At 37.4% G+C, this 25393-nt stretch carries 22 protein-coding genes; 11 read left to right on the forward strand and 11 right to left on the reverse strand.

The genetic code is table 11. The features are described from left to right. Window positions 1-8: 8 nt before the first annotated feature. From pdxS to guaB, 3 genes are all read right to left on the reverse strand, one after another. Complete coding sequence (pdxS, locus tag GH754_RS16830; RefSeq protein ID WP_153729825.1) at window positions 9-893, reverse strand: pyridoxal 5'-phosphate synthase lyase subunit PdxS; 885 nt, start codon at window positions 891-893, stop codon at window positions 9-11. 91 nt (window positions 894-984) lie between these two features. Beyond that, window positions 985-2325 (reverse strand): D-alanyl-D-alanine carboxypeptidase family protein, encoded by a 1341-nt coding sequence (locus GH754_RS16835; protein WP_153729826.1) that lies wholly within the window; start codon window positions 2323-2325, stop codon window positions 985-987. 159 nt (window positions 2326-2484) lie between these two features. Beyond that, complete coding sequence (guaB, locus tag GH754_RS16840) at window positions 2485-3954, reverse strand: IMP dehydrogenase (RefSeq protein WP_153729827.1); 1470 nt, start codon at window positions 3952-3954, stop codon at window positions 2485-2487. A 149-nt stretch (window positions 3955-4103) separates the two neighbouring features. Between guaB and GH754_RS16845 the strand changes: the two genes are divergently transcribed. Next, on the forward strand, window positions 4104-5090 hold the full coding sequence (locus GH754_RS16845) for a YaaC family protein (protein WP_153729828.1): 987 nt from the start codon (window positions 4104-4106) through the stop codon (window positions 5088-5090). On the opposite strand, the gene GH754_RS16850 is transcribed toward GH754_RS16845, so the two are convergent. The 8 genes from GH754_RS16850 to dnaA all read right to left on the reverse strand — a co-directional run bounded on the left by GH754_RS16850 (window position 5082) and on the right by dnaA (window position 15360). Continuing rightward, window positions 5082-6161 carry an HD-GYP domain-containing protein gene (locus tag GH754_RS16850; protein WP_194841394.1) on the reverse strand — a complete coding sequence of 360 codons (1080 nt, stop codon included), beginning with the start codon at window positions 6159-6161 and terminating at the stop codon, window positions 5082-5084. The genes GH754_RS16845 and GH754_RS16850 overlap by 9 nt on opposite strands. An 83-nt stretch (window positions 6162-6244) precedes the next feature. Further along, window positions 6245-8803: a DNA gyrase subunit A gene (gene gyrA / locus GH754_RS16855; protein WP_153729830.1), complete on the reverse strand. Its 2559-nt coding sequence runs from the start codon at window positions 8801-8803 to the stop codon at window positions 6245-6247. 96 nt (window positions 8804-8899) lie between these two features. Next, window positions 8900-10816, reverse strand: coding sequence for a DNA topoisomerase (ATP-hydrolyzing) subunit B (gyrB, locus tag GH754_RS16860; RefSeq protein WP_153729871.1), 1917 nt, complete (start codon window positions 10814-10816; stop codon window positions 8900-8902). 62 nt (window positions 10817-10878) lie between these two features. Then, a complete protein-coding gene (gene remB, locus GH754_RS16865; protein WP_153729831.1) occupies window positions 10879-11163 on the reverse strand; it encodes an extracellular matrix regulator RemB in 285 nt (94 codons plus the stop codon). 8 nt (window positions 11164-11171) lie between these two features. Beyond that, window positions 11172-12290, reverse strand: a complete 1119-nt coding sequence (gene recF, locus GH754_RS16870) for a DNA replication/repair protein RecF (RefSeq protein WP_153729832.1) — start codon at window positions 12288-12290, stop codon at window positions 11172-11174. 26 nt (window positions 12291-12316) lie between these two features. Then, a complete protein-coding gene (gene yaaA, locus GH754_RS16875) occupies window positions 12317-12538 on the reverse strand; it encodes a S4 domain-containing protein YaaA (protein WP_153729833.1) in 222 nt (73 codons plus the stop codon). A gap of 152 nt (window positions 12539-12690) precedes the next feature. After that, on the reverse strand, window positions 12691-13836 hold the full coding sequence (dnaN, locus tag GH754_RS16880; protein ID WP_153729834.1) for a DNA polymerase III subunit beta: 1146 nt from the start codon (window positions 13834-13836) through the stop codon (window positions 12691-12693). Window positions 13837-14013: 177 nt separating this feature from the next. Then, the gene (gene dnaA, locus GH754_RS16885; RefSeq protein ID WP_153729835.1) at window positions 14014-15360 is read right to left on the reverse strand and encodes a chromosomal replication initiator protein DnaA; all 1347 of its coding nucleotides are present in this window, start codon (window positions 15358-15360) and stop codon (window positions 14014-14016) included. 717 nt (window positions 15361-16077) lie between these two features. Here dnaA and rpmH point away from each other — a divergent pair. The 10 genes from rpmH (at window position 16078) to GH754_RS16935 (ending at window position 25336) form a co-directional block, all read left to right on the forward strand. After that, complete coding sequence (rpmH, locus tag GH754_RS16890) at window positions 16078-16212, forward strand: 50S ribosomal protein L34 (protein WP_153729836.1); 135 nt, start codon at window positions 16078-16080, stop codon at window positions 16210-16212. A gap of 139 nt (window positions 16213-16351) precedes the next feature. Beyond that, the gene (gene rnpA, locus GH754_RS16895) at window positions 16352-16702 is read left to right on the forward strand and encodes a ribonuclease P protein component (protein WP_153729837.1); all 351 of its coding nucleotides are present in this window, start codon (window positions 16352-16354) and stop codon (window positions 16700-16702) included. Window positions 16703-16787: 85 nt separating this feature from the next. Continuing rightward, entirely contained in the window at window positions 16788-17552 is a 765-nt protein-coding gene (spoIIIJ, locus tag GH754_RS16900; protein WP_153729838.1) for a YidC family membrane integrase SpoIIIJ, read from the forward strand. Continuing rightward, window positions 17549-18166, forward strand: coding sequence for an RNA-binding cell elongation regulator Jag/EloR (gene jag, locus GH754_RS16905; protein WP_323742080.1), 618 nt, complete (start codon window positions 17549-17551; stop codon window positions 18164-18166). The genes spoIIIJ and jag overlap by 4 nt, the downstream gene beginning before the upstream one ends. 288 nt (window positions 18167-18454) lie before the next feature. Beyond that, complete coding sequence (gene mnmE / locus GH754_RS16910) at window positions 18455-19831, forward strand: tRNA uridine-5-carboxymethylaminomethyl(34) synthesis GTPase MnmE (RefSeq protein WP_323742081.1); 1377 nt, start codon at window positions 18455-18457, stop codon at window positions 19829-19831. Window positions 19832-19855: 24 nt separating this feature from the next. Next, window positions 19856-21742 carry a tRNA uridine-5-carboxymethylaminomethyl(34) synthesis enzyme MnmG gene (mnmG, locus tag GH754_RS16915; protein ID WP_153729839.1) on the forward strand — a complete coding sequence of 629 codons (1887 nt, stop codon included), beginning with the start codon at window positions 19856-19858 and terminating at the stop codon, window positions 21740-21742. A gap of 15 nt (window positions 21743-21757) precedes the next feature. Next, window positions 21758-22474 (forward strand): 16S rRNA (guanine(527)-N(7))-methyltransferase RsmG, encoded by a 717-nt coding sequence (gene rsmG, locus GH754_RS16920; protein WP_153729840.1) that lies wholly within the window; start codon window positions 21758-21760, stop codon window positions 22472-22474. A gap of 280 nt (window positions 22475-22754) precedes the next feature. After that, complete coding sequence (gene noc / locus GH754_RS16925; RefSeq protein ID WP_153729841.1) at window positions 22755-23612, forward strand: nucleoid occlusion protein; 858 nt, start codon at window positions 22755-22757, stop codon at window positions 23610-23612. 121 nt (window positions 23613-23733) lie between these two features. Beyond that, window positions 23734-24507 (forward strand): ParA family protein, encoded by a 774-nt coding sequence (locus tag GH754_RS16930; RefSeq protein WP_153729842.1) that lies wholly within the window; start codon window positions 23734-23736, stop codon window positions 24505-24507. Next, entirely contained in the window at window positions 24488-25336 is an 849-nt protein-coding gene (locus tag GH754_RS16935; RefSeq protein WP_153729843.1) for a ParB/RepB/Spo0J family partition protein, read from the forward strand. Before GH754_RS16930 ends, GH754_RS16935 begins: the two co-directional genes overlap by 20 nt. The last annotated feature ends 57 nt before the right edge of the window (window positions 25337-25393 follow it).

Consider the following 25393-nt stretch of genomic DNA (forward strand, 5'->3'; position numbering starts at 1 on the left):
AGGACCCCTTATTTGCTTCGGTCTTGCATGCGATCTGCTGGAGTTAGGGTAGACATTTCAATCCCCTTCATCGCTGTACCAAGACCTTTTGATAGTTCACCAATAAGCTTATAGTCATCATAGTGTGTAGTCGCTTCTACAATTGAACGGGCAAATTTAGCAGGATTTTCAGATTTAAAGATTCCTGATCCAACAAATACACCATCTGCACCTAATTGCATCATTAATGCAGCGTCTGATGGGGTTGCAATTCCACCTGCTGCAAAGTTTACGACAGGGAGGCGACCTTCTGATTTAATTTCCTTTAATAGCTCAAATGGTGCACCTGTTTCTTTTGCATAAACCATTAATTCATCCTCTGAAAGTCCAACGATTTCACGAATTTGGGATTGAACCTTACGCATGTGACGAACAGCTTCCACAATGTTACCTGTACCAGGCTCACCTTTTGTACGTAGCATAGAAGCACCTTCACCAATACGGCGAACAGCTTCTCCAATATCACGGCATCCACAAACAAATGGAACCGTGTAATCCGTTTTGTTAATATGGTAAATTTCATCAGCAGGTGTTAAAACTTCACTTTCGTCAATATAGTCTACACCTAATGATTCTAATACTCTTGCTTCAACGATATGGCCAATACGAGCCTTTGCCATCACTGGAATGGATACAGCATTCATAACTTCCTCTACAATAGTAGGGTCAGCCATTCTTGCTACTCCACCGGCTGCGCGAATATCCGATGGAACTCTTTCAAGTGCCATAACCGCTACAGCACCTGCTTCTTCAGCAATTTTCGCTTGCTCAGCATTGACAACGTCCATAATGACGCCGCCTTTTTGCATTTCAGCCATACCACGTTTTACTCGATCTGTACCTGTTTTAGACATGATGATTTCCTCCCCTAGTGTTATTACTATATTACAGTACTTAGTTCTATTTTAACGTACTTGCGTCAAAATTCCTACTTTTCCTATAAGATTAAAATAAACCTGTGAACCAATCAGCTACACTTGAAAAAATTCCAGAAAAGAAGTCACCGATAGCTCTGAAGGTTAAGACAAACCAGTTCGCTTTTTCAACACCACTTTGGGTAACGATTTTTGCTGTTGTCTGGCCTTCTGCTAAGTCATCTGTGATATAACCGAAGTTTTCTTCACCTGTATAGGTGATTTTTGCTGTACCAACAGACTCGCCTTTTTTAATCGGAGCTGTTAATTCACCATCATCATTTAACTTTGATTCATCAATTTCAAAACTTATATCATATGGCTTTTCTTCGCCTGATTTCACAACTGCACGGATTGGTTCATCTGTTGCAAGCTCAACTGTATCCTCTTTCCCTTTTGCTACATTAAGCGTAGACTCGCCTTCAACTTGATGTCCTGCAGAGAAAATCTCTTGTACTTTAAATTGATTAAAGCCGTAATCTAGTAGCTTTCTTGTTTCCTCAAAACGAGCTGACTCCGAATCAGTCTGCATCACAACAGAAATCAATCTTTGGCCATTACGTTCGGCAGTACCTGTAAAACAGTAGCCTGCCATATCCGTCCAGCCTGTTTTCATTCCGTCTACTCCCTCATAGCCAAACTGTTCTAAGTAGCCTGGCATATTCGGTAGCATCCAGTTCCAGTTTTGATTATTTTGTCCCTCTAACTCATACTCCTTTATACTGGAGTAATCAAGAGCTTCTGGGTAATCATTGACTAGATGAAAGGCTAATAGGGCTGCAGACTTTGCTGATAAATAGTTGTCTGCGTCAGGGCTTGTCCCTTCTGGGTAGTTCTCACCTAAGTCACTATTTCCTAATCCCGTTGAGTTTACAAATTCCGCATCAGGAAGGCCCATTTCTTTTGCCTTCTGATTCATCATTTTAACAAACTCGCCTTCTGATCCTGCTACGATTTCCGCTAAGGCAACCGTAGTAGCGTTATCAGAGTTTACCGCCATTGCGGTATATAATTGTTCAACTGTGTAATCTTTATTTTTTTCTAAGAAATATCCAGAAAAGGCTTCATTTTGTGATAAAGAGTGGGCATAGTCACTTATTTGAAACGTATCATCCCAGCTAATATCACCGTTTGAAATTGCCTCTAATACCAAGTATTCAGTCATCATTTTCGTCATACTGGCTGGAGGCAATGCTAAATCGGCTTCTTTTTCATATAATATTTTACCCGTTTCTGCATCCACTAATATTGCTGATTTTGCTTTAATGTCCGATGGTGCTGCGTGTGTTGTCATAGGTGCTGGAAACAGCGAAACGATTGTTACAAGCATGGCCAGTGTAACCATATATATTGCTTGAATTGACTTTTTCATTCTAAATTTACCTCCACCATTTTTATTTATACCTTAGCAATTTTATCATATAGAAATCATTTAGAAAACTTGATATTTTCCTAGTTGTCTTATCAATATAAACCGAAAAAAATAGACAGTGACGAGTCACTGTCTATTTTATCGAATAGGTAAAAAGGACTAAACAGAATAATTGGGAGCTTCTTTTGTAATTTGGACATCATGTGGGTGACTTTCTCTTAACCCAGCATTTGTAATACGGATAAATTTAGAATCCTCTCTCAGTGAGGATAGAGTGCCTGTTCCACAGTATCCCATTCCTGACCGTAGACCACCTATTAGCTGATGGATGGTGTCAGCTAATGGACCTTTATAGGGGACACGTCCTTCTATGCCTTCTGGGACTAATTTTTTCGTATCAGATTCTGATTGGAAATAGCGATCCTTTGAACCGGCCTTCATGGCACCAACGGACCCCATACCACGGTATACTTTAAACTGCCTTCCTTGATAGATTTCCGTTTCACCAGGACTCTCTGATACACCAGCAAAAAGACTTCCCAGCATGACTGCATGTCCACCGGCTGCAAGGGACTTAACAATCTCACCAGAATATTTAATACCACCATCTGCAATAATGCTTACCCCATGTTTCTCTGCCTCATTGGCACAATCAAAGACAGCTGTAATCTGTGGTACACCAATACCAGACACAACTCTTGTTGTACAAATGGAACCTGGACCAATTCCAACTTTCACAATATTGGCCCCAGCCTCAATTAAAGCCCTTGTTCCCTCAGGTGTTGCCACATTACCTGCAATCAAATCTAAATCAGGATAGGTATCTCGAATAACACGAACTTGATCGAGTACACCTTTTGAATGTCCATGTGCTGTATCAATCACAATCACATCAACGCCCGCTTCTATAAGCTTTTCGATTCGAAGCATAGTATCTGATGTAACTCCTACGGCTGCACCAACTAACAAACGTCCTTGCTCATCCTTTGCCGCATTTGGGAATTCAATCACTTTTTCAATATCCTTAATCGTAATAAGCCCTTTAAGGTGGTTTTGATCGTCTACTAATGGTAGTTTTTCAATTTTATATGTTTCCAACAGATATCCTGCATCTTCAACGGTTGTCCCAACTGGAGCCGTAACCAAATTCTCAGATGTCATAACGTCTGCAATTTGAATGGAATAATCGTGAATAAACCGTAAGTCACGGTTGGTAATGATGCCTACCAACTTTTGGTCTTCCTCATTATTGACAATTGGGACACCTGAGATTCGATATTTTCCCATCAAATGCTCAGCATCATAAACCTGGTGCTCAGGTGTTAAGAAAAACGGGTTTGTAATAACACCATTTTCTGACCTTTTCACTCGATCTACTTGTTCAGCCTGCTCTTCAATGGACATATTTTTATGAATAATCCCTAATCCACCTTGTCTAGCAATAGAAATAGCCATTTCAGCCTCTGTTACCGTGTCCATACCTGCACTGATTAATGGAATATTCAGCTTTAGTTTTGAAGACAATGTAGTGGACACATCTACATCTCTTGGTAAAACCTCAGATTCTGCTGGCAATAAAAGAACATCATCAAACGTTAAACCTTCCTTTGCAAACTTGTCCTCCCGCATAATTAGCCCCCTCATTTATGATTTCAAATCATTCTGGTTACACTATGTTTTACGATAGATATTAAAGCGCAAACTCAAGATTTTTAATATACAATACGCTAATTTTTGCTTTTTTTCAAGGAGTTCTTACAGGTGAGGAGAATTTTTGTATGGTAAATCGTCAAGAGATTACAGCTTTTTTTCATCAGCTTAAATCCATTCCCTTTGTCCAAACCTATTTACAAAATTGCTACTTAAAACATGAATATCAAGATAGTGAACGGCTTAGCTTTGAAAATGCTGATCGGTTTATTTACTACTTAGAACATGCAGAAACCTATTTACAGCAAGCTAAAAATGTTCCGATTTCCATTCAACCAGTTTTGTTATTTTATGGAATGACACAATTAATCAAAACCTGTCTACTAACGGTAAGACCTCATTATCCCGAAAATACAAGTTTACTAGCACATGGAGTTTCAACACGTAAACGAAAAAAACAATCCTATCTCTTCTTACAGGACGAGGTAAAAATCCAGCAAAATGGACTGTTTCCTTACTTTACCAATCATCTCTTTGACATTCAGCAATTGCCTAAGGATAAGTTTTCAATGAATTCACTTTATAAAAGAATACCGGAAATGAACGACCTGTTTCAGGTTGATAGTAAGGAAAATGAACAGTTTAAAATTGGACATTATCAAGAAGGAAAGCTGCAAATTCCAGAGGAAATCTTAAATGAATGGCATATCTCTGAAAGCCGATTTATTCAAAAAATAAACATGTTGATACCACAAGCGACTGAGGTTAACCTTAAATCCGAGAAATTTTCAATAGATTTAAGTTATCCCCTTTATCCATTTGAAAGTAATACATTGTATTTAAATATGGACGATCAGCATTATTATTTAATGAAAAATCGCCAGTACACCTATCCATTTCATGAAGTAATGGCACATTTTCTACTGCTATATAATTTAAGTATGATTTGTAGATATGAAACAGAATGGTGGGGGGAATTGCTCCATACTTATGGGAGCAATGACTATCCGTTCATTCTTCACTTTTTAAATATTACTGCTAAAAAAACACCGATTATGCTTGGCTATTATTTATACAATCAAAATGAAAAGCATAATCGGTACAGCTTACAATAAGATGTCCTCAATATGTAGTTGTGGATTTTGTTTTAAAACCATCATTTCATCATTATGGCCTAAACGAACAATAGGTCGAGTTGGTTCTTTTTTATCCATAAATACAATTTCACCTTCACGTCCGTCAGACAAACGAACTCTAGTGCCATTGGAAAAACTCGATAAACTTTGAACAAGTTTATTGACGACTTCAAAATCAAGCTTTCCTGCTTGGTCAATTTGAATATCTTCAGCAACCTTAAAGGGAGATTGCTTTTGTTTATATAAACGTTCTGACGTAATAGCATGGAATACGTCACTAACAGCAATAATTTTAGAATACAGATGAATCTGAGGCTGTTTTAGCCCCAAAGGATAGCCACTTCCATCTAATCGTTCATGATGCTGTAGAATAGCTATTTTGGCATCATATTTTAAGGCCTTGATATTTTCAACTTTACGGTAGGAGTAAACAGGGTGGTTTTTCACCTGTTTAAATTCATCTTCTGTTAACCTTGCATTCTTATATAGCAATTGTTCATCAAGATAAGCCATACCTACATCACTTAGGTAAGCTGCGAGTGCAATCTGTATTCTTTCCCCTTGGGAGTAGTTTAATTTTTGAGCAAGAAAGGCAGATATTAATGCCTTCGCTACAAAATGATGATAAAAGTAATCCTCTTTTTCAACAAGATGATGTAATGAGAAAATGATTTTAGGATTGCCTTCTGCCTTTAAGACGATAGGGATAAGTAATTCACGAATCCTTGTATAATCGATAGGGCTCCGTTCCTGCCACAATTTAAACATTTGTTTCGTTTCTAAAACACAAGTTTCATACTCCTCTATAAAGGAAGTTTGTGGAGGTTGATTCTCGTCAACATTTTGTTGTTCCATTAATTCTGGTTTAAATTCTTCACCATCTTCAAATGTGTTGGCAACTTCAATTTCCTTAATTTGAAAATGTTTTAATACATTTATATGAATAGGTTTAATCACGGTATCCTTGGGCAAAATAGGTTTCATCGTCTTTCCAACTACATTTTTCATTACTACACAGCCTGGCTTTAATTGATTTGGTTCAACACGCAACTTCCTCAGCCCCATCCCTTCAATAATTGTGTAAAAAAGAGGACAGCAACCATATTAGTTGTGTCCTCTCATATGATGGCAAATTACTCCGTAGACTCTCCATCTTCTGTTTCATCTACTTCTGTATTTGACTCTTGCTCTTTTTCGTCATTTACCTCTTCAGTGGAATCTTGTATTTCCTCATCTTCCACATCTTCTTCTTCATCATCTTCATTTTCAATTCTAGCTACTGTGGCAACCTCTTCGCCATCATCAAGACGAATCAGCTTGACACCTTGTGTGTTCCGTCCTGTTTCAGATATTCCCTCTACAGACATACGAATAAGCATTCCACTTTCAGTTATAAGAATTAAATCCTCATCACCAGTAACAGCTTTGACTGCCACCACATGGCCATTTTTATCTGTTAAATTACACGTAATAATCCCTTTACCACCACGGTTCGTAATTCGATAGTCATCCGCATTTGTACGTTTACCGAACCCTTTACTCGTAACGGTTAGTACCTGGGAGTCTTCCTCTAAGATTTCCATGGAAACAACTTTGTCATCCTCATCCCTTAACGTTATACCCTTAACACCAGCAGCTGTTCTTCCCATTGGTCGAACATCCTGCTCTTCAAAACGGATAAGGTAGCCTTGTTTTGTTCCAATCATAATGTGCTTAGATCCATCGGTTAAGCGTACAGAAATAAGCTCATCCTCGTCTCTTAGGTTAATAGCCCGAAGTCCACCCTTACGAATATTAGCAAACTGTGATAAGGAGGTTCGCTTTGAAATTCCGTATTGGGTTGTAAAGAATAGATACCAGTCTTCCGAAAATTCTTCAATCGCAATAACGGCATTAATCCATTCTCCCTTTTCTACTTCAAGTACATTAACAATTGGGATTCCCTTCGCTGTTCGTCCAAATTCAGGGATCTCATAGCCCTTCGTTTTATAAACCTTCCCTTTATTAGAGAAGAACAATACCGTGTTATGGGTGGAAGTTGAAATTAAATGCTCAACAAAATCATCTTCATTGGTTCCCATACCCTGAACACCGCGACCACCTCGTCGTTGTGTTCGATAGGTTGAGGCAGGTAGACGCTTAATATATCCTTTGTGAGTTAAGGTAATCACAATTGTTTCCTCAGGGATTAAGTCCTCATCCTCAATGAAATCGGTTTGACCAACAACGATTTCTGATCTTCTTTCATCATTGAAGCGCTCTTTAATTTCTAGTAATTCTTCACGAATGATTTCTAATACCTTTTCCTCATCCGCTAGAATGGCTTTTAATTCAGCAATTAAGTCAACAAGCTCTTTATATTCATTTTCAATCTTTTCACGTTCAAGTCCTGTCAGACGTTGCAGACGCATATCTAAAATGGCTTGTGCTTGCTTATCAGACAGTTCAAAATTTGTCATTAAACCTTCTTTAGCTATATCTGTCGTCTCTGAATTACGGATTAGAGAAATAACCTCATCAAGATGATCTAGAGCAACTCTTAATCCTTCTAGGATATGTGCTCTAGCTTCAGCCTTTCGTAATTCATAGGCTGTTCTACGTTTAATGACTTCCCTTTGGTGGTCTAAGTAATAGACAAGGGTTTGTTTTAAATTCAATACCTTAGGTTCACCATTAACTAAGGCTAACGTATTGATTCCAAAGCTGGTTTGTAACGCCGTTTGCTTATACAGGTTATTTAACACCACATTTGGCGTTACATCCCGGCGAAGCTCAATAACAATCCGCATACCTTCACGATCAGATTCATCACGTAAATCGGTAATACCGTCTATTCTCTTATCACGGACCAACTCCGCAATTTTCTCAATTAATCTAGCTTTGTTTACCTGGAATGGAAGCTCTGAGACAATTATGGATGACTTCCCATTAGCCATCTCATTAATCTCAGCTTTGGCTCGAATAGTAATGGAGCCTTTACCTGTTTCATAAGCCTTTCGAATACCACTGCGTCCTAAAATTTGACCACCTGTTGGAAAGTCTGGACCATAGATATAATCATCCATTAATTCTTGAATTGTAATATCAGGATTTTTACTGACGGCTAAAACAGCATCAATCACTTCTCCCAACTGATGTGGAGGAATATTGGTCGCCATTCCAACTGCAATTCCTGATGCGCCATTTACTAATAAATTAGGAAATTTTGCCGGAAGTACAACGGGTTCTCTTTCAGTCCCATCATAGTTATCAGCATAATCAATGGTATCTTTATTGATATCTTTCAAAATTTCCATTGAAATCTTGGACATTCGAGCCTCTGTATAACGCATGGCAGCTGCGGAGTCCCCATCTACAGAACCAAAGTTTCCATGTCCATCTACAAGCATATAACGATAGTTAAAATCTTGTGCCATTCTTACCATGGCCTCATAAACGGCTGAGTCCCCGTGTGGATGATACTTACCAATGACCTCACCCACGATACGAGCTGACTTTTTATAAGCCTTATCCGCATGCATACCTAAGTCATGCATGGCATATAATATTCTACGATGTACAGGCTTTAATCCATCACGAACATCCGGAAGAGCACGAGCAACAATAACACTCATAGCATAATCTAAAAATGAAGTTCGCATTTCTTTATTAATGTTTATTTCTTGAACCTGTGGACGTTGCTGATCCACCATTGAAATTCCTCCTTCATAGAAAAGCGTAGGCGACTGGGTAGCCGAAGCTAGACAACTTTGAAAAGTTTAGGCGACTGTTCCCTTTGACTTTAGAATCTAAATATCTAAGTTCTTCACATAACGGGCATTTTCTTGAATAAAGTCACGACGTGGTTCAACTTTATCTCCCATTAAGATTTCAAAAGTCTCGTCAGCTCCCATTGCATCCTCTAAGTTCACTTGAAGTAGAGTCCGTGATTCAGGAGCCATCGTCGTTTCCCAAAGCTGAGTCGGGTTCATTTCCCCTAGACCCTTATAACGCTGTAAACCTGGTTTAGGCGTTTTCGATAACTCGCCTAATTTAGCTTCCATCTCGTTATCGCTATAGGCATAATAAACTGCTTTACCCTGTTGAATTTTATATAATGGCGGTTGTGCAATATATATATATCCCTTTTCAACTAAGGGCCTCATATAGCGATAGAAAAAGGTGAGAAGTAGGGTTCTGATGTGAGCACCATCGACATCCGCATCTGTCATAATAATGACTTTATGATAACGAGCCTTTTCAATATCAAAGTCCTCACCAATCCCTGTACCTAGGGCCGTAATCATCGCTCGAACTTCATTATTGGATAAAATTTTATCTAATCGCGCTTTTTCCACGTTTATAATTTTTCCACGGAGAGGTAAAATCGCTTGAAAGTGACGATCTCGACCTTGTTTAGCTGATCCACCCGCTGAATCCCCCTCAACGATATATAATTCACTAATGGTTGCATCCTTAGAGGAACAGTCCGCAAGCTTACCAGGTAAATTAGACACTTCCAAAGCACTTTTTCTTCGCGTGAGCTCACGCGCCTTTTTAGCAGCTGCTCTTGCACGAGAGGCCATAAGTCCCTTTTCTACAATTTTCTTAGCGACATCAGGGTTTTCAAATAAAAATTTTGAAAAGTTCTCACTAAAAAGAGAATCCGTAACTGTTCGAACTTCACTGTTTCCTAGTTTTGTTTTGGTTTGTCCTTCAAACTGAGGGTCTTCATGTTTAATCGATACAATAGCTGTTAGACCTTCTCGAACATCATCACCAGTTAAATTTGGGTCATTTTCTTTAAACATTTGATTTTTACGAGCGTAGTCGTTAATGACACGTGTTAACCCAGTTTTAAAGCCTGATTCATGAGTTCCTCCTTCGTATGTGTGAATATTATTGGCGAAGGAGTATATATTACTAGCGAACCCATCGTTATATTGGAGGGCAATTTCAACGGAGATATTATCCATTTCACTCTCTGTATAAAATGGTTCATGAATAGTCTCACGAGTACGGTTTAAGTGTTCCACATAGGAGGATATTCCACCTTCATAGTGGAAAGCCTGTGGTTCTCTATCTCCACGTTTATCTTCAATCGAAATGGTAATTCCTTTGTTTAGAAAAGCCAATTCCCGAACACGCTGAGCCAATGTATCGTATTGGTACTCGGTAGTTTCATTGAAAATTTCGGGATCTGGTGTGAAGTGAATGCGTGTACCCGTTATTTCTGTATCTCCAATAATCTTTAAATCCTCTGCAGGAATACCGCGATTAAATTTCTGATAATGAATTTTTCCATCACGGTGTACAAAAACCTCTAACTCTGTGGATAAGGCATTCACCACTGAGGCACCTACACCATGTAAACCACCAGAAACCTTATAGCCGCCACCGCCAAATTTTCCACCAGCGTGTAATACCGTTAAGATGACTTCAACAGCTGGTCGACCTTGTTTTTCGTGCATACCAACTGGAATACCACGACCATTATCAATGACGGTAATGCTATTATCTTTTTCGATAATAATTTGGATATGGTCACAATAGCCTGCAAGTGCCTCATCAATACTGTTATCAACAATTTCCCATACTAAATGATGGAGTCCTTTTTCGTTTGTTGAACCAATATACATACCAGGTCGTTTTCGTACAGCCTCTAGACCTTCAAGTACTTGTATTTGATTTTCATCATATGCTTGTTCGTTTAATTTATCTTCCATCGTCATCAGGTTCACACCTTCGTTTCTTAGTTTCATCCAAAATTTCTTAACATGAGTATGCGTTACTCTTCATACTCATCAGAAAAATCCTCTAATTTATCCAAAGTAGAGGTCAAACTTGATCGTTTTTTCAGTGTTGTAACGGATAACGTACTAAAATAAATAAATTCCGTTGTTACTACAATGGACTTAGCTTGATCGTAGGAGGAATCAATCACTTTTTGATTCCTTTTTTGATTCATAATCATCTCATCAACAATTGAAGACGATGTTAATAAGTCACAATCTATAATGGCCACAACGTCCTTAGATTGAATCACATGCTCTTCCCCAATATGTATAAACATACTGAACCTCACCCTTCTTTTAAAGCTGCTCCCTGCTGGACATAAAACATTTCTGCTTGTTTTAACGTTTCATGTTCAATTCCATCAACACTAGTTGTAGATACAAAGGTCTGCACTTTACCTTGAATTGTATTCAAAAGATGCGATTGTCTATGATCATCTAATTCACTTAATACATCATCTAATAATAGAACTGGATATTCCCCGACTTCCTTATGAATAAGTTCTATTTCAGCCAACTTCAATGATAAAGCAGTGGTTCTTTGTTGTCCCTGTGAGCCATATCTTTGTACTTCTTTTTCGTTTACATAGAAAATCAAATCATCACGGTGAGGACCAACTAACGTTGAACCTCTTTCTATCTCTCTTGTTTCAATAGCTTGAAACTGTTGTTCTAATACTTTTACTATTTTTGACAAATCCATATCTTCTGATACATCCACGCTAACATCGTAAGCAATCTCTAGCTGTTCTAAGTCACGACTAATCCCTTGATGTATTGGCTTTGCCCAGCTCCTTAATAGCCTTAGGAACTGAAATCTCTTCTCAATAATAATTGCCGCATGTTCAATTAACTGTTCGGTTAAAACACGCAGCATGGTTCGATCCATCTCTATTTTTCTTTGATAGTCTTTTAATAGGGCATTTCGTTGCTTTAAAACCTTCTGGAACTGTCCGAGATGATATACATATATGGGTTGTATTTGTCCAATTTCCATATCAATAAATCGGCGTCGTTCTTGTGGACTTCCTTTCACTAAATTTAAATCCTCTGGCGCAAACATCACAACATTAAAAGCACCAATATAATTACTTAGCTTTTTCTGTTCGATGTGATTAAACTTAGCTTTTTTCCCTTTATTCGATAAAATCACTTCAAGAGGAAAGGAGCGATTTCGTTTCACAATACTACCCTCTATTTTAGCATAATCTTCATCCCATTTTATCAATTCTTTATCTCGAGCCGTTCGATGAGATTTGGTAAATGCTAAAACATAGATGGATTCCATCAAGTTGGTTTTTCCTTGAGCATTTTCGCCGATAATGACATTGATTTTATGATCAAAGTTTAAGTGTAACTTTTCATAATTACGATAATTGGTTAGCGATATTTCGTTAATATGCATACAAATCTCCCTTTAAGGCGAAGGATTTACTCATCTTCAACCACTTCGAAAGAGCCAATCCCTTCAACTTTGACCACATCACCAATTTTTAATTTTTTTCCTCTACGGTCCTCTAATTCATCGTTTACGAACACGTCAAATTCCTGCAAAAACCATTTCGCCATACCGCCTGACTCAATGACATTAGCAAGCTTTAAAAACTGACCTAATGCAATGGTATCTGTAGAAATTTCAATAGGTTCACTCATTGATATCACCTAATCTTCCGTTCTAACTATTTCCTACTCAATGATAACATAATTGGGGGGTATAAGGATAATCTTTGTTAAGAAAAGCTTTAGGCGTCTTCAAAACAATAAGAAAGCAAGGGGTTACCTTGCTTTCCATAAAATTCATATTCTTAATAAGTCCTCACTGGTAGGATCAGCTGTAAAATTTCATCTTCATGTTCTGCCGGCTTGATAATAAATGGGCGCATAGCTCCTGTAAATGAGATGTTCACTTTTTCTGAATTTATGGCTTTTAAGGCATCCATCATATATTTTGCACTAAAAGATATTTTTAATTCTTCTCCTTCGATGGTATCTGCTGTAACCTCTTCAAAAACTTTTCCTACCTCTGGTGAATTACTTGAAATTTCAATAGATGTATTCTCTTTAGTAGTCAATTTTACGACATTATTCCGACTCTCTTTGGCTAGTAAGCTAGCGCGATCAATCGAGTGCAATAATTCTTTAGAATCAATCATAACATTGGTTTTGCTTTGTTCAGGAATGAGTCTAGATGTTTCAGGATAATTACCATCCAATAGTCGAGAAAGGAAATTTAAGTGCTTGGTTCTAAATAGAATTTGGTTTTCTGTAACACTAATTTCAATCTTTTCTTGGGTATCATCTAAAATTTTGTTAAGTTCATTCAAGCTTTTACCAGGAATGACAATATTTGAAAAGAGCTCCTTGTTTGCTGAATCCTCTAATGGAATACTTCTACCTGCTAAACGATGACTATCCGTTGCAACAAACTGTAGCTTTTGATCCTTAATGGACATGTTTACACCTGTTAATATCGGTCTTGTTTCTGATGTGGAAACGGCGAATACTGTTTGGCGAATTAAATCTTTTAAAAGGTCCACAGATAATTCAAAACTATTTTCTGTATGGAGCTTTGGTAGCTGTGGATATTCCTGTGCATCTTGTCCATTTAGATTAAATTCTGCGCTTCCAGATCTAATGGTTACATTGAATTGTTCATCGGATTCTATTTCAACAGTTTGTTCGGGGAGTTTACGAACAATTTCAGGAAAATACTTAGCTTGTAATACAATACTTCCAGGTTCAATGTTTTCTACATAAACAATTCCTTCTTCCTCTGCTGGAACAAAGGATTCAATTGAAATATCAGAATCACTTCCTGTTAATTTAACTCCTTCTTCTGTTACGTCAATTTTCATGCCACTTAAAATGGGTATAGCTGTTTTAGATGAAATAGCCTTCATTACATCTTGTACACTTTCCATCAATTGATTTCGTTGGACGTTAAATTTCATTTTCAAAATTCCTCCTAAGAAGGTATATATATTATTATTTTTTATAAAAAAGATAGTAATAGAACTAATAGGGACTGTGGATTTGTGTATAACTCATCAACTTGCAGGTAAATAAAGTCTATCCACATGTGGATAGACTGTGTATAGATGTGTAATAGTTATTCACAATATCCAGAGTTATCTTTGTTTAATTTTTTCTTTCACTTCTTCAATTTCTCTATTAAGTTGTTGATCATCAGCTATCATTTTAGCAATTTTTTCGTGTGCATGGATGACAGTCGTATGATCTCTACCTCCAAATTCCTCTCCTATCTTAGGGAGAGAGAAGTCTGTCATTTCCCGTGCTAAGTACATGGCAATTTGTCTAGGAAAGGCAATAGATTTTGTACGCTTTTTGGCTGCAAAATCCTCTAATTTAACATTATAAATATCCCCAACCGTCTCCTGAATTGATTGAATGGTGATGGTTTTAGGTTTAGAGCTTGGAATAATGTCTTTAAGTGCATCTGCTGCAACTGAAGCATCTATATCCTGGTTAATCAACGAAGAATATGCAACAACACGGATTAAGGCACCTTCAAGCTCTCGTATATTGGTATCAATCTGATTTGCAATATAAAGCATCACTTCATTCGGGATGTCGAGACCATCTGCTTTTGCCTTTTTTCTCAAGATTGCAATTCTCGTTTCTAAGTCAGGAGGGGTAATATCAGTAATTAACCCCCACTCAAAACGAGAGCGTAGGCGATCTTCTAAGGTTGGTATTTCCTTAGGTGGTCGATCACTAGAAATGACAATTTGTTTATTTTCTTCATGTAAGGAATTAAACGTATGGAAAAATTCCTCTTGTGTCGATTCTTTTCCAGCTAAAAATTGGATATCATCAATTAAAAGAACATCAACATTTCGATATTTATTACGAAAATCGACGGCTTTATTATCACGAATGGAATTAATAAATTCATTTGTAAATTTTTCAGATGAAAGGTAAACCACCTTTGCTTGTGAATTATGCTCCAAAACATAGTGCCCAATGGCATGCATAAGGTGAGTTTTACCTAAGCCAACTCCACCATAAATAAAAAGTGGGTTATAGGCTTTCGCTGGGGCTTCTGCTACTGCCAATGAAGCGGCATGGGCAAAACGGTTTCCAGAGCCGATTACAAATGTATCAAAAACATATTTAGAATTGAGCATACTTTTGATCGAACCATTTGAATCATTACTGACATTAGGTTTTGGTTGAACACTCTTTTTTGGTTCTTCTTCTTTTTCTGTATCTGGAATAATGAATTTAGGTTTTAATGCCGTTCCAGTTACTTCTTGTAAAGTGTTTGATATTAACTCAGAATAACTATTTTCCAACCAATCTCGAGCAAATTCATTCGGAGCTGCAATTACAATCATGTTATTTTCTAACGACTTTGCTTCCGTTGATTTAAGCCAAGTATCAAAGCTTGGTTTACTTATTTTCTGTTCAATATTTTCAAGAGTTTTAGTCCACAACTCCTCAATATTCTCCAATACTGCTCACCTCTCTCCTTGAGGGGATAATTTCAAGATAAATGGCTATCTGAATCATATATAACTATTGGCACACATATATTGGTTAATATGTTGACTCTACTAGCTAATTTTTTCTTAAACACGAAAAAAGCCTTGTGGATAGTAAAACAAGGTCCTTAAAATGATTTAGACATTTATCGACATTATCCACAAAAATGTTAATAGTTTCGTAAACATGGTTGTGTATGAATGTCCACACACTATCCACAGTCTGTGGATAGAATAAACAATATGATCTTTTATGAATGAGTTAAACACAAATATAATACCAAATAAATCCTTTAGTTTCAATGGGTTTTGAATAGTTATCCACAAATCCAAGTTATTGTAGATAATTTTTATCAACAACACTATATTTTGTGTATGATTTGTCGATAATTGTTGTGGATAGTCTAAAATGGGAAAAAATATCGTTAACATGTGATGTGGATAATTGAGAAAAGCAGTTTGAACGACACAAATCATCTTGAGAATGAACCTATTATATAACAGTTGTGGACAAGCTATTGTTTTTAAATAGGATTTGACATTTATTTATAAATTTGAGTATAATTAATTGGATTGTCTTACACTTTTCCGTATTGTTAATATGGATAAGGGTTAAAAAAGATTACCATTAAGGTAATGATGTTATTCCTAGACTAAATACAACTTTCCTCAGGAGGTGTATATATAATGAAACGCACTTATCAACCTAAAAAACGTAAGCGTAGTAAAGTTCATGGTTTTAGATCTCGTATGAGTTCAAAAAATGGCCGTAAAGTTTTAGCTCGTCGTCGTCGTAAAGGAAGAAAGAACCTATCTGCATAGGCCGCTGACATTTTCAGTGGTCTTTTTTTTACTATTAGATAGGCTAAAACTTACAAGGTATAATTTAGTTCAATAGAGGTTATGTTGATTATTTGAAAAGGGAATAATAGCTTTATCTCTAGCTGGAGTGGTTTTACTAATGAGAAAAGCATATAGAATAAAGAAGAATGAAGAATTTCAGGCTGTGTTTAAAAAAGGTAAATCTTTCGCTAATCGGCAGTTTGTCCTTTATTTCTATCCTAAGCCAAATCAGACACATTTTCGTATTGGTTTATCAGTAGGTAAAAGGATTGGGAATGCTGTTGTAAGAAATCAAGTGAAAAGATACTTGAGACAGGCCTTTTTAGAGCTTGAGGATTGTATAAAACAAGACTTTGATTATGTTGTTATTGCTAGAAACCCAGCAAAGGATCTTAGCTTTTTTGAAGTTAAGAAAAGCTTAACTCACATTTTCCGAAAATCGAAATTATTTTCAAAGGTGAAATGCTAACTTTTCATATAGATTTGTATATGGGTACAGTGGTAAAATACAAATAGCATGTACATAGTAGGTGAGCAGTTAAGGAGGAAATATGTTGCGAAAAAAGATATGGATCATTGCAATTCTTATTGGAATGGTGTTTTTCTTATCCGGTTGTATGGATGTGAATACACCGATCAATAAAGAAACGGAAGGTATTTGGGCTAATTATTTTGTATGGCCACTACATCAATTAATTGTTTATATTTCGGATGTATTCAATGGTAGTCATGGGCTTGGGATTATTGTCGTTACCATTCTCATACGTCTCGTGTTACTTCCATTAAACATAAAACAATTGAAGTCTTCGAAAGCCATGCAGGAAATCCAACCAGAAATGAAGGCTTTAAGAGAAAAGTACAGTTCTAAAGATGCAACAACACAACAAAAATTACAACAAGAAACGATGCAGCTTTTCCAAAAGCATGGGGTTAATCCAATGGCAGGGTGTTTGCCAATTATTGTACAAATGCCGATATTAATTGCCTTTTACCATGCTATCTATCGTTCTGAAGTCATTAAAGAAGGTACATTTTTATGGTTTGAATTAGGAACACCAGATCCGATTCTGCCAATTATTGCAGCAGCAACAACGTTCTTACAACAAAAGCTTATGATGATGGGAAATCCTACGTCAAATAATCCGCAAATGCAAATGATGCTTTATGTAATGCCGATTATGATTGGTGTATTTGCATTTTTCTTCCCAGCTGCACTTGCTTTATACTGGGTAATCGGTAACTTATTTATGGTTGGACAAACTTTCTTCATACATCGTCCATTAAAAAAAGATGATAACGATGGGGGAGCGAAAAAGTGAGACAAGTAACTGCTACTGGCCAAACCGTTGAGGAAGCCATTCAATCTGCCTTAGAAAAACTCGAAACAACCAAGGAACGAGTTGAGGTTGATATTATTGATGAAGGAAAAAAAGGCGTTTTTGGTCTTTTTGGTTCAAAACCAGCCATCGTAAAAGTAAGTCTTTTGGCTGATAAATCAAAAGAGGGCGAGGAGTACCTTCGCCAGATAGCAGAAAAAATGGGGATCGAAGTAGATCTGAATGTCATCAAAAATGATAAAGAGATTCAATATGAGCTTTCAGGGGATAAAATTGCCATGTTAATTGGAAAACGTGGTCAAACATTAAATGCGTTGCAGTATTTAACGCAGCTAGTGGTGAATAAAAACATAGATCGTTATAAGACCGTTATCGTCGATGCTGAAGGGTATCGTGGCAGACGAAATGACACACTTAAACAGCTAGCAGATCGTTTAGCCCAAAAGGCTGTACGTATTCAAAAGGAAGTTTTATTAGAGCCTATGCCTTCATATGAACGCAAAGTTATTCATACGGCTCTACAAAATTATCAAAAGGTTTCTACTTACTCAGATGGAGTAGAACCGAATCGACGCGTTGTTATTAAACCTGAATAATTATGATTTAGTTTATGGACACCTTCCGTCATTGGGAGGTGTTTTTCTTTGCTTTTGGTATTCCCGGCGAATAGAATGTACAAAATAAGAGTATTGACTAGAAGTGAAGTGTGTGAAAGTTATTCACATGTGGATAAAAGTGAAAGGATAGCTTCAAAAAAACTTATCCACACAGAGCGTATATTTTTCAAATGACTCCATTATGTGGTAATCTAATAAGTTAGTGACCATAAAAATAATCTTTTCTTAAAACATATATATTTTAAAATCATGTGAGGTGAAAGGGTAGTGGATACAGATACAATTTCGGCTATATCTACCCCAATTGGTGAAGGTGCTATAGCAATTGTTCGGTTAAGTGGAGAAAATGCAGTTTCCATTGCTAATCAAGTATTTCAGGGCAAGGATCTCGAGGAATTATCTTCACATACCATTCATTATGGGAAATTAATTGATCCTGAAACTGATGAGCTTGTGGAAGAAGTTATGGTAACGGTTATGCGAGGTCCCAAAACCTTTACTCGAGAGGATATTGTGGAAATCAACTGTCATGGAGGGCTCGTATCTGTTAATCGGGTTTTGGAGCTTGTGCTATCAAATGGGGCAAGGTTAGCTGAGCCTGGTGAATTTACAAAAAGAGCTTTTCTAAATGGACGAATTGATTTATCTCAAGCAGAAGCTGTTATGGATCTCATTCGTGCGAAAACAGATCGTGCAATGAATATAGCTCTTAAGCAAATGGATGGACGTTTATCAATGCTGATTCAAACTCTCCGCCAAGAATTGTTGGAAACTGTTGCGCATGTTGAAGTGAACATTGATTATCCTGAATATGATGATGTTGAAGAAATGACCAACAGAATACTGATAGAAAAATCCAAGAAGGTACTAGAGCAAATTGAACAATTACTAGAAACTGCAAAACAAGGGAAGATATTACGAGAAGGGATTGCAACCGCGATTATTGGGAGACCGAATGTGGGGAAATCCTCTTTATTGAATGCATTAGCTCATGAAAATAAAGCTATTGTTACGGAAATCCCAGGTACCACAAGGGATGTTATTGAGGAATATGTCAATGTACGTGGTGTACCCCTTAGATTAGTGGATACAGCAGGAATTCGTGATACAGAAGATATTGTAGAGAAAATAGGTGTGGAACGCTCACGCCAGGTTTTAAAAGAGGCAGACTTAATCTTACTTGTTTTAAACTATGGTGATGAGTTTACAGAAGAAGACAAACGCTTATTTGAGGCTGCCAAAGGTATGGATAAGGTGGTCATTATTAATAAAACAGACCTTCCGCAAAAATTAGATTTAGAAGAGGTTAGACAAGTAGCTGGTGATGTCCCGATTATTCAATCAGCCATCATTAAGGAAAAGGGAATTGACGAAATTGAAGCCGCTATTGCCAATTTATTTTTCGAAGGGGATTTAAATACGGCAGATTTAACCTATGTTTCAAATGCTCGTCACATTCAACTTCTAAAAAGTGCAAGAAATGCTTTACAAGAGGCGATGGACGGTATGGAAGCAGGATTACCGATTGATATTGTACAAATTGATGTAACCAGAACGTGGGAGATTTTAGGTGAAATTATCGGAGACACTGTACAAGAAAGTTTGATTGATCAGTTGTTTTCACAATTCTGCTTAGGTAAATAACAGTCAGTAAGGAGCGAAAATAATATGTATGAAGCGGGAAATTATGACGTTATCGTTATTGGCGCAGGGCATGCTGGTGTAGAAGCAGGTATTGCTGCCGCCAAACGGGGCGCTAACACCTTAATGTTAACGTTAAATTTAGATTTGATTGCCTTTATGCCATGTAACCCATCAATTGGTGGACCGGCAAAGGGAGTAGTGGTTAGAGAGATTGATGCACTTGGAGGACAAATGGGGAAAAATATTGATAAGACCCATATCCAAATGCGTTTGTTAAACACGAGTAAAGGACCAGCAGTAAGAGCACTCAGAGCTCAAGCTGATAAAGTGCTATACCAATCTGAAATGAAAAAAACACTGGAAAACCAAGAGAATTTAACACTTAGACAGGGAATGGTTGAAAAAATACTTGTTGAAGATGGAGTTTGCCAAGGCGTAGTGACTGAAACAAAGGCCGTTTACCGTGCCAAAACCGTGATTGTGACAACAGGAACATTTATGCGAGGGAAGGTTCTTATTGGGGATATATCTTATGCGAGTGGACCTAATAATCAGCGCCCAACCATTACTTTATCAGAACAATTAGAGGAGCTTGGCTTTGATATTGTTCGTTTTAAAACAGGGACCCCTCCACGAGTAAACAGTCATACGATTGATTATTCTAAAACGGAAATTCAACCTGGTGAAGATGAACCAAGAGCCTTTTCATATGAAACAACAGAGTTTATTACTGATCAACTGCCTTGTTGGTTAACGTATACAGGTGAATTTACTCATCAGATTATTGATGATAATTTGAATCGCTCTGCTATGTATTCAGGGGCGGTTAAAGGAACGGGGCCAAGGTATTGTCCATCTATTGAAGATAAAATCGTTCGTTTTCATGATAAACCGCGACACCAAATTTTCCTTGAACCCGAGGGAAGAAACACAGAGGAGGTTTATGTCCAAGGTTTATCTACTTCATTACCAGAAGACGTACAAAAGAAAATGTTAGAAACAATCCCAGGGCTTGAGAAAGCAGAAATTATGCGAGCGGGTTATGCAATTGAGTATGATGCTATTGTGCCTACTCAATTATGGCCTACACTAGAAACCAAGAAAATTGAAGGATTATTTACTGCGGGACAAATTAACGGAACATCTGGTTATGAAGAGGCAGCAGCTCAAGGGATTATGGCTGGTATTAATGCCGCTGCAAAAGCATTGGATAAAGAAACTCTCATTTTGGATCGTTCACAGGCATATATCGGGGTTCTAATTGATGATTTAGTAACAAAAGGCACCAATGAGCCCTATCGTTTACTAACTTCACGGGCGGAATATCGTTTGATTTTACGTCATGATAATGCTGATTTAAGATTAACGGAAATCGGCTATAAATTAGGGACAATATCAGATGAACGCTATCAAAAGTTCATAGCCAAAAAACGATTAATTGAAGAGGAAAAGAAAAGATTACGAAAGGTAATTATAAAGCCTTCAGAAGCCGTTCAAAGTGTCATTAGAGAATCTGGAGGTAAAGAACTAAGGGAAGCGGTCAGTGCTGCAGATCTGTTAAAACGTCCTGAAATCACGTATCAAGTTATTAAAGGGCTAACAGAACCTGAAGAAGCTTTACCTGTTGATGTGGAAGAACAAGTCGAGATTCAAATAAAGTATGAAGGATATATTGCAAAATCACGTCAACAAATTGAAAAAATGCAAAAGATGGATAATAAAACCATTCCAGAAAATATTGATTACGATGCCATTCAAGGTATTGCTACAGAAGCAAAGGAAAAGCTTAAAGAGGTAAGACCATTATCGGTAGGGCAAGCATCAAGAATTTCTGGAGTTAATCCTTCAGATATATCGATTTTACTTGTATATATCGAGCAAGGAAAAGTGGCACGGGTTTCAAATGATTAAGAGGAGTTTATTTATATGGATAAACAAACATTTCGGCAATCATTACTAGAAAAAGGAATCGAAGTAAGCGAACAACAAATGGAACAATTTTCCATATACTATCATACACTCGTGGAATGGAATGAAAAAATGAATTTAACCTCCATTACAGATGAAGAAGAGGTGTATTTAAAGCATTTCTATGACTCCATTTCAGCAGCTTTTTACTTTGATTTTCAAAAAGTGACAACATTATGCGATGTAGGAGCGGGGGCAGGTTTTCCTTCCCTACCGATTAAAATTATATTTCCTCATTTAGAGGTGACGATTGTTGATTCTTTAAATAAGCGTATTACTTTTCTTGAACATTTAGCCAATCAGTTAAAGCTAGATAAAGTCACTTTTTATCACGACCGAGCTGAGATCTTTGGGAGAAATAAGCAGCATCGTGAGCAATATGATGTGGTCTCTGCCCGTGCCGTTGCCAGAATGTCAGTGTTGAGTGAATTATGTCTCCCACTTACAAAAGTGGGAGGAACCTTTTTAGCCATGAAAGGGGCTAAATTTAAAGAGGAAGAGCGAGAGTCGAAGAAGGCAGTTCAAATTTTAGGAGGGGAATGGAAAGATGTTTTTTCCTTTCAATTGCCCGAGGAAGATAGTATGAGATACATGGCCATCATCGATAAAATGAAATCAACACCCAAGGCTTATCCGCGAAAACCAGGGACACCGAATAAAAATCCTATTGTTTAATTTTCACAATCCCTGTTATCCTGTTTATTATATGGTAAAATGAAAGTACTGAGATATTTTATGAATCACTTCTTTCCTTAGGATCATCAACATTTGCAGAGGCTAAAGCTTATGAAGACGGCGTTTTTTACTTGATCATCTGAGCACTTATATCATGGTTTATTCAACGCCTTGAGACTGGTCGAGCCAAAATGTTTCACGTGAAACATCTGCAGGAATCAATGAGTAAAATCACGAAGTCTTTTTAATAGGGATTGTCAAAAGAAGGTGGTGTAAGGGGATGCATCCGTTTAATCGTTTTTTTGGTGTGAGTGAAAAACAAACAGCCGAAAAAAAGGGACAAGCTACTCATCAGGATGAGGTTATTCAAATACCAGTTGTGGAAATACAACCCAACCAGTATCAACCTCGGTCCATTTTTAGTGATGAGAAAATTGAAGAACTGGCTCAAACGATTCGAACCCATGGTATGATTCAGCCTATCGTGGTCCGAAAATCGGAAAACCCTAGTGTAAAGTATGAATTAATTGCCGGAGAAAGAAGATGGAGAGCCGCACAGCATTTAAATTGGGAACACATACCTGCCATTATTAAGGAAATGACCGATACGGAAACAGCCTCCGTCGCGTTAATTGAGAATTTACAAAGAGAAGAATTAACGGTGATTGAAGAAGCGATTGCCTATGCACAGCTCCTTGAAATGCATGAATTAACTCAAGAAGCTTTGGCCCAGAGGTTGGGGAAAAGTCAATCGACCGTTGCTAATAAGCTCAGATTGTTAAAGCTACCTGAGCCCATTCAACAAGCTGTGTTAAATAAACAAATTACAGAACGTCATGCACGGGCTTTAATCGGTCTAAAGGATGCTGGAAAGCAGGTTAAACTACTAGAAGAAATACTAGAAAAAGAATTAAATGTGAAACAAACGGAAATGCGTGTTGAACAAATTGAAAATCCAAAACCGAAAAAACGTGCAAAGCCGAAAATTAGAGGCTTTAATAAAGATGTTCGAATTGCCATGAACACAATTCGCCAATCCATACATATGGTGAACGATTCTGGTATTAACTTAGAAACAGATGAAGAAGAATTGGACGATTACTACCAATTAACAATTAAAATTCCTAAAAAGAAGTGATAGAATAATAGATAGACCCCATCTACAGTAGGTGGGCGTTTTTTCTACGTTTTAAAGAAATAGGTAAAATGAATCATTGAGTCAAGAGAGGACTTAATGAAAAATAGAGGTAGGTGGCATCATGGGAAAAGTCATTTCAGTAGCAAACCAAAAGGGCGGTGTTGGGAAAACCACAACAGCGGTTAACTTAAGTGCCTCATTAGCTGAATTAGGACATAAAGTCCTGCTTGTTGACACTGACCCCCAAGGCAATGCTACGAGTGGCGTTGGTATTGATAAGGCTGATATGGATCAATGCATCTATAATGTCTTAATAGAAGATTTGCAGGCGGAAGAGGTCTGTGTTCCAACGAATGCAGAAAACTTATCCTGTATTCCCGCGACGATACAGTTAGCGGGAGCAGAGGTAGAATTAGTTCCAACCATTTCTCGGGAAGTTCGTTTGAAGAAAGCGTTGGATCCCATCAAAGATCAATATGACTATGTTGTGATTGATTGCCCACCATCATTAGGCTTACTCACAATCAATGCTTTAACCGCATCTGATGCAGTCTTAATTCCAGTACAATGTGAGTACTACGCTTTGGAGGGACTTAGCCAGCTGTTAAATACAGTAAGGTTAGTACAAAAGCATTTAAATAAAACCTTAATGATCGAAGGTGTCTTGTTAACCATGCTCGATGCAAGAACTAATTTAGGTCTCCAGGTTATTGAAGAAGTGAAGAAGTATTTTCAGGATAAAGTCTTTCAATCTATCATTCCCCGTAATGTTCGATTGGGAGAGGCACCTAGTCATGGTGAACCGATTACGAAATATGATCCGAAATCACGAGGTGCAGAAGTTTATTATGAACTAGCGAAGGAAGTGATGGCCAATGGCGCGAGGGTTGGGTAAAGGACTTGGTTCGTTTTTTCCGGAAGTAGATGTAGACCTTAATGATGAGTCTGTGAAAGAAATTCCTATACAACAATGTCGTCCCAATCCCTATCAGCCTCGTAAAACATTTCAGGCGGATGCCATTGAAGAACTGAAGGAATCGATTGTACAGCATGGAATCTTGCAACCTATTATTTTACGTACAAGTATTAAAGGATACGAGATTGTTGTAGGGGAACGCCGTTTTCGAGCTGCAAAAGAAGCAGGTCTTGAAACCATTCCAGCTGTCATTCGTGACTTAAGTGATGAGCAGATGATGGAATTAGCCTTGCTTGAAAATTTGCAAAGGGAAGATTTAACGCCGATAGAAGAGGCCCAAGCTTATGATCGCTTAATGAATGAGCTCGGCATCACACAGGAAACGTTAGCTCAACGCCTAGGGAAAAGTAGGCCACATATTGCAAACCTTGTTCGTTTATTATCTCTTCCTGAAAGTGTGACAGCTTTGATTAACAATCGGGAGCTATCGATGGGACATGGGAGAGCTTTATTGGGCTTAAAGGATCAAGAAAAACTGCCTTTAATTGTGAACAAAATTCGCAAGGAGAACTTGAATGTCCGCCAAGTCGAGATGCTCATTTCAAATTTAAACGAAAAAGTAATCAAAAATAAACCGAAAAAAGAAAAAAAGGATATATTTATTCAAGCGAAGGAATCGGAATTACGAGAACACTTCGGGACCAATGTTTCGATTCAAAAAGGAAAGCGTAAAGGGAAAATAGAAATTGAATTTTTTAATCAGGAAGATTTAGATCGTATTATGATGCTTTTAAAGAACAATTCATAACGATAGGTGAGCTGGTTGATGAAATAAATCAGCCAGCTTTTTTATTTTCATTGAAAT

It is taken from the genome of Salinibacillus xinjiangensis (assembly GCF_009649735.1).
GTDB lineage: Bacteria > Bacillota > Bacilli > Bacillales > Alkalibacillaceae > Salinibacillus > Salinibacillus xinjiangensis.